Source organism: Streptococcus sp. 2021WUSS109, from assembly GCF_044427305.1.
Classification (GTDB): domain Bacteria; phylum Bacillota; class Bacilli; order Lactobacillales; family Streptococcaceae; genus Streptococcus; species Streptococcus suis.
Genome location: NZ_JAOTGF010000038.1, coordinates 1 through 8,108, shown reverse-complemented (window position 1 = coordinate 8,108; position 8,108 = coordinate 1). Strand labels below are relative to the sequence as shown.

7 protein-coding genes are annotated in these 8,108 nt (G+C 46.5%); all 7 read right to left on the bottom strand.

The annotated features are described in order from the left end of the window. Positions 1–337: 337 nt before the first annotated feature. On the bottom strand, positions 338–1,123 hold the full coding sequence (locus ODU37_RS10290; protein WP_024383324.1) for an L-threonylcarbamoyladenylate synthase: 786 nt from the start codon (positions 1,121–1,123) through the stop codon (positions 338–340). A gap of 62 nt (positions 1,124–1,185) precedes the next feature. Beyond that, the gene (gene leuD / locus ODU37_RS10285; protein ID WP_249562575.1) at positions 1,186–1,779 is read right to left on the bottom strand and encodes a 3-isopropylmalate dehydratase small subunit; all 594 of its coding nucleotides are present in this window, start codon (positions 1,777–1,779) and stop codon (positions 1,186–1,188) included. Next, positions 1,779–3,170 (bottom strand): 3-isopropylmalate dehydratase large subunit, encoded by a 1,392-nt coding sequence (gene leuC, locus ODU37_RS10280; protein WP_249562574.1) that lies wholly within the window; start codon positions 3,168–3,170, stop codon positions 1,779–1,781. The genes leuD and leuC overlap by 1 nt, the downstream gene beginning before the upstream one ends. Then, positions 3,167–4,219: a 3-isopropylmalate dehydrogenase gene (gene leuB / locus ODU37_RS10275; RefSeq protein WP_249562573.1), complete on the bottom strand. Its 1,053-nt coding sequence runs from the start codon at positions 4,217–4,219 to the stop codon at positions 3,167–3,169. Before leuB ends, leuC begins: the two co-directional genes overlap by 4 nt. 8 nt (positions 4,220–4,227) lie before the next feature. Further along, on the bottom strand, positions 4,228–5,790 hold the full coding sequence (locus tag ODU37_RS10270; RefSeq protein WP_249562572.1) for a 2-isopropylmalate synthase: 1,563 nt from the start codon (positions 5,788–5,790) through the stop codon (positions 4,228–4,230). Between the two features lie 588 nt (positions 5,791–6,378). Further along, on the bottom strand, positions 6,379–6,615 hold the full coding sequence (locus ODU37_RS10265) for a GlsB/YeaQ/YmgE family stress response membrane protein (RefSeq protein ID WP_105121416.1): 237 nt from the start codon (positions 6,613–6,615) through the stop codon (positions 6,379–6,381). 44 nt (positions 6,616–6,659) lie between these two features. Continuing rightward, positions 6,660–7,901 (bottom strand): aminopeptidase, encoded by a 1,242-nt coding sequence (locus ODU37_RS10260; protein ID WP_024412870.1) that lies wholly within the window; start codon positions 7,899–7,901, stop codon positions 6,660–6,662. Positions 7,902–8,108: the final 207 nt, after the last annotated feature.

Below are 8,108 nucleotides of genomic sequence, written 5' to 3'. Positions count from 1 at the left end.
TGGTGCTTTAGCACCTGCTCGGGAAAGTGGTGCGCGAGGAAGCTATTTCAGTGGGCCTTTGGCCCTGGCCGGAACAAGCGGCTTATAGCCGCAGAACAAACCACCAGTTCGACTGGTGGTTTTGATTATGGTACTAAAAAACGACCCTTTTGGATCGTTCCTATTTATAGTTTATAGTCTTCAGTTTGTTTTTAGTACTAGGCAACGAGCCGCAGGCATAACTGGAGTTAGGCAAGGTGAGTTCAAATAATGATAAAATTATTTGAAGTTGGAAATACGGAAACGGAGTTTCCTCGTTCGTCGAAGTAATAAAAGATAAACTGAATGAGACGATATCTTAGTAATATTCCCCTTGTCTATAATCCCAAGAGTTGAAGTGGTCAGACAAGTGCATCATGATTTTATCGATGTCCAGACCCTTACGGATGACAACTGGGCATGGGCTGATAGAACGGCTATCTGCACCTTGTTCTGGAATCAGTTTACCATCTTTATCTACCATAGACACCATAACCCCTTGCTCATAGCGGGTTTCGATGGTCTTGTCTGGCTGGATAGATGCCACATAATCATCCGCCTCGATAATCAAATCCACCTTAGAAGCGATACGCTCACCGATACCTTCTACCTTACCACGATTTCCCTTACCTGACGGGTTAGCAGATGAAGCGTAGACCATACGGCCTTCTTTTTCCCACATTTCCTTGGCAATCTGCTCGCCTGCTACACCAAACTTGATAACAAAGCAAGAAGTACCACGAACGTCGGTCATCAACTCTTCACGACCATCGCCATAAGCCTGCAACTTAGCATAAGCCTCTGGTTTCCACGGCAGGATACAACCCAACAAAATGTCCTCATCCCAATGTTTTTGGTAGAAGGCATCAATCTCAGGAGTCAACTGTGCCAACTCACGAAGCTCCTCCATGCTACCACAAAGGACAACGCCTGGCTTATTCCGCTTGCGCTCCTTAGCATCAAACTTACGCTCCAAGCCAGCCTTGTCAGCAGTCATGATGATGTAACCAACCTTGGTCGGGCAGACAATCACGCCTCCCTCACCCTTGATAATGTCAAAACCTTCTTGTGAAAGTCCGCCATCCCAGTGAATTTGTTTCGTCATAATAATTTCCTCTTTTCTTTTGTTCCATAGCAGAGCGATTTGCTAGTTTTCTAATATATATTCTATTCTTGCCAGTAGCTTGGGCGATTATCCTCATACTCAGCAATCAAATCCTGATACTGTAAGGTAATACCAATATCATCCAAGCCATTGAGCAACTTGTGTTTCCAGTCCTGTTCGATGTCAAATGGGAATTCCCCAAAAGGCGTCCGTATCAACTGATCTGCCAAGTCAACCGTGATTTCTTGGTCAGGACCCAGCTGAGCTAGTTGATCCCTGACTTCTTTGGGCTGGATAATGGGCAGAATACCATTGTTTAAGTCATTGTTGTAATGAATGTCTCCGAAGGAGCCTGCAATGATGACCTTGAAGCCATAATCTGCCAGAGCCCAAGCAGCGTGTTCCCTAGAAGAACCTGCTCCGAAGTTATCCCCAGATATGAGGATACTAGCGCCTTGATAGGCAGGCTGATTGAGAATAAAATCAGGATTATCCGTATAGTTATCATCCAAATACCGCCAAGCATAGAGCAGATACTTGCCAAAACCCTTTTTGTCAATCAGCTTGAGAAACTGCTTGGGCAGGAGCTGGTCGGTGTCAATATTATCATTCATGAGCGGAACGGTTGTTCCTGTCCATGTGGTAAATTGGTGCATTAAACTCCCTCCTTGAGAATGTCTAGCTGTCTAGTGTCGACAAATCGTCCATAAAGCGCAGCTGCGGCAGCCATAGCAGGACTACACAAGTGGGTCTTTGCCCCAAAGCCCTGTCGGTCTTCAAAGTTTCGATTACTTGTAGAGGCGCAGTGGACACCAGCTGGGACCTTGTCTGGATTCATGCCCAGACACATGGAGCAACCGGGATCCCGCCACTCAAAACCAGCCTCCATGAAAATCTTGTCTAGACCAAGCTTTTCTGCAGCCCGCTTGACAGGGCGACTGCCTGGTACGACAATAGCCGTGACCTGCTCTGCTATTTTCCGCCCCTTAACAATCCTAGCTGCCAGCTGCAAATCGCTGAGGCGAGCATTGGTACAAGAGCCTAGGAAGACATAGCCAACGGGAAGGTCCGCAACCTTTTGCCCAGGAGCTAAGTCCATATAAGCGTAGGCCCGCTCGTCGTTGTGATCACGGATAGCTGGGAAGGTTTCATCGAAACTAACCCCCATAGCAGGCGTCGTTCCCCAAGTGACCATCGGTGCCAAGTCTGACACATCAAGGACCAGGTGCTTGTCATAGACCGTGTCCGCATCCGAGTAGAGCTCCTTCCAGTCTGCCACCGCCGCCTCAAAGTCCGCTGGTGCACACTCACGACCTCGCAGGTAGTCAAAAGTGGTCTGGTCTGGAGCCATAATGCCCATCTTAGAGCCGAACTCAATGGACATATTGCAAATGGTCATCCGCTCTTCCATGCTGAGTCGGTCGATGACTGGACCAGCAAACTCCACCACATGACCGAGTCCACAATCCACGCCGTAGCTGGCAATCAGAGCCAGAATAAAGTCCTTGGCATAGACACCTGCTTGCGCCTGACCGACAAACTCCACTAGGAGCCGCTTGGGTTTGACCTGCCAGATTGTTTGAGTAGCGAGAACGTGCTCCACTTCGGAAGTACCAATCCCAAAGGCAATGGCTCCAAATGCTCCGTGGGTCGCCGTATGGCTATCCCCACAGACAATGAACTTACCTGGCTGGGTCCTGCCTGTTTCTGGTCCAACCATGTGGACAATCCCCTGATGTTCCGAACCGTGGGCTGCGTGGGGAATGCCGAAATCTTCTATATTCTTCGCCAAAGCATCCATCTGAGCCTTAGAAATGACATCACGAATATTGTGAATATCAACGGTTGGTACGTTGTGGTCAAAAGTCGCAAAGGTCAAGTCTGGGCGCCGAACAGGTCGCCCTGTATCCCTCAATCCTTGAAAGGCCTGGGGACTGGTCACCTCGTGGACATAATGCTGATCGACATAGAGGAGCTGGGGCTGACCTTCCTGCCCTGTAATCACATGGCGATCCCAGAGCTTATCGAAAATGGATTTGCCACTCATGGTGACCTCCTTTCAAGCTGTTCAATAATAGCCGCGGTCATTTCTTTGGTAGAGGCGGTCCCACCTAGGTCTTTAGTGAAAATCCCCTGTTCAAAGACCGCTTCAACTGCCTGGCGAATGGCTTGACCCGCTTGGACCAAATCAAAACTTTCTTCCAGCATCATGGCAACAGATAGTATCATACTGACAGGATTGGCAATGCCCTGACCCGCAATATCGGGTGCCGAACCATGGATAGGTTCGTAGAGACTGGAACCTGCCACCGCATGACTAGCAGAAGGCAGAACCCCTAGCGTTCCTGTTAATACGCTGGCCTCATCCGACAAAATATCTCCGAAAAGATTTTCCGTCACCAAGACGTCAAATCGACTAGGATTGGTAATCAAAAGCATGGCTGCACTGTCCACCAACTGGTGCTCCAAGGTCACATCTGGGTAGTCCTTCGCTACTTCATCCGCTACCTTCCGCCACAATTTTGACGTCGCCAGTACATTTTGCTTATCAATGCTGGTGACTTTTTTTCGTCTTTTTTGGGCTAGGTCAAAGGCAGAGCGGACAACTCGTTCGATTTCCTCAGCCTGATAGGTATTGCTATCGCTGGCTTGGTCTGTCTCCAGAATATGCTCTCCAAAATAAATCCCACCTGTCAACTCTCGTACCATGACCAAATCCACACCATCCAGCCGGTCGGCTTTCAGAGGAGAATAGTCTTTCAGGCTATCAAAAATTTTGACCGGACGGATATTGGCAAAGAGACCCAATTCCTTCCGAAGTTGAAGCAAGCCTTGTTCTGGTCGAACAGCTGCAGTATCATATTGAGGGCTACCGATAGCTGCTAACAAAATCGCATCCGCCTGACGGCAGGCTTGTAAGGTAGCATCTGGTAGAGGATGGCCAGCCGCGTCAATACCCGCTCCACCAAACGCTCTCTCCTCAATCTCATAATCAAATCCTACTTGCCCAGCTATAGCCTCGAGAACTGCTAGGCCAGCCTCCATGATTTCAGGACCGATTCCATCACCAGCCAAGGCTACTATTTTTTTCGTCATACTTCCTCCTAAATCTGTGGCAAGTCTTTCTCCGATAGTTTCTTATCTATCTGCCCACTATTTTCTTTCTGTACCATGACATTGGCATGAATATAGGCAATTGCAGAAGCCTTCACCACGTCAAAGTCAATACCAGAGGCATTAAAGATAGTTTCCGTTGCCTTGTTTTCTACGGCGACAAGCACACGCGCCTGGGCATCAATTCCATCGGTGATGGCGTCAATATGGTAGCGTTCCAAGCTGATCTCTTGGTGGAAGAATTGGTCAATGGCATTAAAGACAGCCTCAACCGAACCCTTGCCTGACTCCACAACAACCACTTCTTCCTCATCTTGATTGATAAAGATGACCTGAGCCTGGATGCTTCCGTCAGACTGACTATCCAAACGCAAATCTTTAAATTGGAAGCCATCACGATTGCTGATTTCTGTCCCAGCTACCAAGGCACGAATATCTGCGTCCGTGATTTTTTCTTTCTTGTCTGCCAGATTTTTAAAGCGAGCAAACAAACTAGCAACATCACTTTCTTCAAAATACAAGTCTAATTCTTTTAGTTTTTCCACAAAGGCATGTCGACCAGATAGTTTACCCAGTGGCAGAGAATTTTTCTTGACCCCTACCAACTCAGGTGTAATGATTTCATAAGTCAATGGATTTTTCAAGACACCATCTTGGTGGATACCTGACTCGTGAGAGAAGGCATTACCACCAACCACCGCCTTATTGCGTGGAATGGCAATCCCCGAAAAGCGAGATACTAATTCCGAAGTATTGAGCGTTTCCTTAAGAACAATCGGACTGGTCACATCATAGAAATCTTTCCGAATTTCAAGGGCAACAGCTACTTCTTCAAGGGCCGCATTTCCTGCCCGCTCACCGATACCGTTGATAGTTCCCTCAACACGACCGGCACCATTTTTAATAGCTGAAAGGGTATTGGCAACAGCCATACCTAGATCATTGTGGCAATGCGGACTGAAAATAATCTCACGGTCCGATTTGACGTTGCTTGTCAAGTAACGAAAAATTTCTCCGTAGTGCTGAGGAGTCGTAAAGCCGACTGTATCTGGAATGTTGATGTAGGTCGCACCAGCATCTACCGCTGTCTGCACAACTTCTAGCAAATAATCCAACTCAGTCCGCGTCGCATCCTCTGGCGAGAACTCCACCACCTCAAAACGCTCACGGGCATAGCTGACATGTTCAGTGATTTGCGCCAAAATTTCTTCTTTGGACTTTTGAAGTTTAAATTCACGGTGAATGGGACTGGTCGCAATGAAAACATGGATCTGCGGATACTTAGCATCTTTCAGTGCCTCATAACAAGCATCAATGTCTGATTTGACTGACCGAGCCAAACCTGTCACAGCCGTCTTGGTCATAGCCGCCGCAATCTGACGAACCGCTTCAAAAGAATCAGGACTGGCAGCTGGGAAACCCGCTTCAATGGCAGAAATCCCCCATTTCTCCAACTGCTTGGCAATGGTCACTTTTTCCTTGATAGAAAAATTCACACCCGGCGTCTGTTCACCATCCCGTAAAGTCGTATCTAAAAATTCAATCGCACGCATAAGAATACCTTTCTAAACAATACAAACTTCAATACTATCGTCTTTTAGTTTGCTTTTAGTACTAAGCAACGAACCGCAGGCATAACTGGAGTTAGGCAAGGCGAGTTCAAATAATGATGAAATTATTTGAAGTTGGAAATAAGGAAACGAAGTTTCAAACTACCACTCTTTTAATGAAAGGTGGTAGGCTGAAAACCTCCACTGGAGCTTTTCAGTCGTCGAAGTAATAAAAGTAAACTAAATGACGATAAAAAAGAAAACACCTCGAGGATTCCTACCTGCGAGATGTTGTCAACAGCGCCCGCTTGGTAAGCCAAACAGGACTAATGCTACCTAGTGCACTAGCCCGACCGTCGCAACAACAAAGCAAAAAATTTTGTAGTGACAGGTTTCATTTGACTTTTTCCTTTCAGTGTTCTGGAACCTGTTTTTACAGGTTCTTAATTGCTTACTATGATACCTTACTTATTTTCACTTGTCAACAGAAAAATGGAAATTTTCTGAAAAATCCGAACAATGCGGCAATTCACGCAAATCCCTCCACAAATAAAACCAAACCTCATCCGAAGTTTGGTTTTACAGTTCATTTTAATTCCGTCTGGAACTGCTAAAAATTGCCACCAGCAATACTGCTCCAAAGACTGACGGTACCAGGGCCATGCCAGCAAATTGTAGTCCCCAATCACCAAAGAGTAACTGTCCAATCCACGAACCAGCAAGCCCAAGGATAATATTCCCCAGACAACCACGACGGTCGTCTGAGGAGGTGAGAGCACCTGCAATCAGACCAATTATGGCTCCCGCGATAATACTATTTTCCTCCAATTCTTATAAAATAAGACTGGTTGCCCAGTCTTATGCAAATATCACTAGATAGCCCACTCACCGTCGCGGAAGATTGGTACACGGGTACCGTCTTCACGGATACCGTCAATGTTCATCTTATTAGAGCCAATCATGAAGTCCACGTGAACATCTGAGCGGTTGAGACCAGCTTCTTTCAGCTCTTCTTGGCTCATTTCTGTACCACCTTCGATAGAGAAGGCATAGGCTTGACCAATCGCCAAGTGGTTTGAGGCATTTTCATCGAAGAGGGTGTTGAAGAAAGTCACGCCTGATTGAGAGATTGGACTCTTGTCTGGCACAAGGGCAACTTCACCGAGACCACGTGCACCAGCATTGTCAAAGACCAATTTCTTCATGACTTCATCGCCTTTTTCAGCTGTTACATCCACGATTTCACCATCTTTGAAGGTTACTTTAATACCTTCGATGATGTTACCATTGTAGCTGAGTGGTTTTGTAGACGTTACATAGCCGTCTGCTACACGGTAGTCAGGTGCTGTGAAGACCTCTTCTGTTGGCATATTGGCAATAAAGTGTTCACCTTGGGCATTGACCGAACCAGCCGCTTCCCACAAGTGATTCTTCGGCATACCAAGAACGAGGTCAGTTCCTGGTGCTGTGTAGTGCAATTTGACAAACTGCTCGTCGTTAAGGACCTTAGCCTTAGCCACCAAGCGTGCCTCATGCTCTTCCCAAGCCTTGATTGGATCTTCTTCGTAGATACGGCAAGTCTTGAAGATTTGATCCCAAAGGAGATCCACTGCCTCTTCGTCAGACGCTGCATTTGGAAAGACTTTTTTAGCCCATTCCAAACCAGAGGCTGCACCAAGTGTCCAACTAACCTTGTTAGCTTGCGTTGCTTGACGCATTGGCTGCAAAGCTTGACTAAGTGCACGAGCGTTGCGAGACAATTTCTCTGGATCAACACCGTCGTAAGCTCCTGGATCTTCAGACAAGACAACCAAACGGCTTGCCTTGCGCTCTAGGAGGTAGTTCATTTCAGTAACACGTTGTGGATGAACTTGTTCCAAGAGCTCCACATCAACATTGACCAACCGCTCGCGAGCAATCACATCGTCCAACCAGTTGACCAAGACTTCCTTAGCACCGTGAGCGTAAGCTTCCTTCACAATCAAACGAGCCAACTCAGCCTGTTCCACACCAATTGTCAATTGAACAGTGTGACCAGGTTGCACATTGATACCTGTTGAAACCAAAAGTTTAGCATATTTAGCGAGATTTTCTTTAAAATTTGGTAATACCATCTTTTTCTCCTTTGTACTTTGAAATACCCTATTATTGTATCATATTTTGAAGCTGGGCTGACAAAAAAACTTCCTGCTGATGATATACTCCCCTTATAGTGGACAGTGAAAAAACAAAAATTTTCACTAGAAACTATAAAGGGAGTTTTATTATGTCCAAAAGAAGTCCAAAGTCTGTCTCTGAGAAACTAGAAATTGTTCTACTCC